A 1,333-nucleotide genomic window follows, 5' to 3' on the forward strand; every position below is an offset into this window, starting at 1 on the left:
GGCTCTTCGACGTTTCAAATGGAATTGACGAGTTTGGGTAGTGGAGCGCCAACGAGATAGATCATGGCGATGAAGGTATCGACGTTGCGATAGCCGCGGGCGCGGGCACGGACGAGTTGGAACATGCCGTTGAGGGCTTCCAGGCGAGCGTTGGAGTGGGTCGAAGTCCAGCGCTGGAGGATGCGGTGGCGATGCGTCTCGACGGTGTCGAGGGCGGCGCGAAAAGCATCGAGCAGCGGACTGCTGGCGATCCTGTCGCGAGCATGCCGCAGGAAATGGGTGAGCCGCCAGCGCGCGGCGCGCGGGGTTTCGGCATGGCGCACCCAGCGCAGCAGCTCCTTGATGCGCCAGGCCGCGGCGGTGAGGAAGCCGCCGGACTCGAGTTCGGCCAAGGCTTCAGCCTGCTTCTCGGTCAAAGGGCCGTCCCCGGCCTTGAGCACGGCCCAGCGGACGGCGCCCGGCATCTTGACCAGCCTGGCCTCGGCCTTGCGCACGGTATCGACCGCCTTGGTGAAGAGCTGCACGACATGGAACCAGTCGACAGTGACAGCGGCCGTCGGGAACTGCTCGCCGACGGCGGCGAGGAAGGCCTTCGACATATCGCACACCACCTCGACAACGCGGCCGGGTTCGCCGCCATGGGCGGCGAGGAAGGCACGGAAGCGCGCCACCGTCTCCTTGCCCTTGCCGGGCGTGACGAACAGCACCGGCTGGCGGCGGCGGTCGAGGTCGATGAAGATCGTGACGTAGACGTGCCCGCGCCGGGCGGCCGTCTCGTCGAAGGCGAAGGCCTTGAGCGCTCCAAGATCGAGCCCGGCGACCGCCTTGGCGACGTAGTGCTCGACGATGCGCCACAGCCGCTGATCGGTGATGCCGATCATGCGGGCGGCCGTCAGCACCGGCATCTCCCGCACCAGCAGCAACGCGGCCTGCTCGAACAGCAGCGTGAAATGGCTACCCTCGCGCGCCCACGGCACCTGCACTCGCCGCACCCCGTGCTCCGGACAGTTGGTCCGCGGCACCTTGGCTGTGATGTAGCAGTGGTGCTGGAAGAAGTTCAGATGACGCCATGTCAAGTCCTTGAAGTCGTGTGCCTGGCACAGCCGCCCACACACCGGACACCCAAACTGCGCCCCCCGTTCCGCTTCCACCCGCAAATGCAGCTCATGCGGCTGCCGATCCGTATCCAACCGCTGCTCGACCAACCGCCACGGCGCCGTCACGCCAAGACCCAGTGCCAGCACCCGATTCCCGTCCAACCCAACCCCCGCTCCGTCTCTCGGCGAAGGTTACCAACAATTCCCCCCAATTCCATTCGCCACGTCGAGGAGCC

At 66.5% G+C, this 1,333-nt stretch carries 1 protein-coding gene; it reads right to left on the reverse strand.

The annotated features are described in order from the left end of the window. Nucleotides 1–14: 14 nt before the first annotated feature. On the reverse strand, nt 15–1,259 hold the full coding sequence (locus tag FHP25_RS40450; protein ID WP_147852684.1) for an ISL3 family transposase: 1,245 nt from the start codon (nt 1,257–1,259) through the stop codon (nt 15–17). Nucleotides 1,260–1,333: the final 74 nt, after the last annotated feature.

Source organism: Vineibacter terrae (genome assembly GCF_008039615.1).
GTDB lineage: Bacteria > Pseudomonadota > Alphaproteobacteria > Reyranellales > Reyranellaceae > Vineibacter > Vineibacter terrae.